At 59.8% G+C, this 517-nt stretch carries 1 protein-coding gene; it reads right to left on the minus strand.

The features are described 5' to 3' along the window. Positions 1–517: substrate-binding domain-containing protein (locus ACR0BT_RS20405; protein WP_480763930.1), on the minus strand; the 517-nt coding region annotated here is incomplete at both ends.

Here is a 517-nt window from a genome sequence, read left to right on the forward strand (position 1 = left end):
CCAGAACAACCGATTTCTCGACCTCTTCCCCTTTGAGGTGCTTCAGCGCCTGACGCAGCCCTTCGGCACCGGGCGTGGGATAGAGGAAGGTCGCGGCCAGTTCGCCATTGGCAACCCAAGTCACACCTTCGCCCGGCAAACCATCGACACCGATAAAGATAATGTCATCGGCGCGGCCCGCATCTTTGGCCGCCAGATAGGCGCCATAGGCCATCGGGTCGTTGTGGCCATAGACCATGGTGATGTCTTCATAGTTGCGCAGGGCGGTCGACATGATGTCATAGGCCTGATCCTGCTTCCAGTCGCCCGACTGCTTGTCCAACAGGAAGGTCACGCCTTCTTCGCCTTCAAAGGCAGCGTGGAATGGGTCCGACCGATCAAAGGTCGCCTGCACGCCAAGCCCGCCATAGATTTCGACGATATTGCCTTTGGCGTTGCCTTTGCCGCCCAGCAGTTCCAGCGCGTATTCACCGGCGGCCTCGCCGATCAGCACGTTGTCACCGCCGACCCACTGTAC

The organism is Ruegeria sp. CJ6 (genome assembly GCF_056536665.1).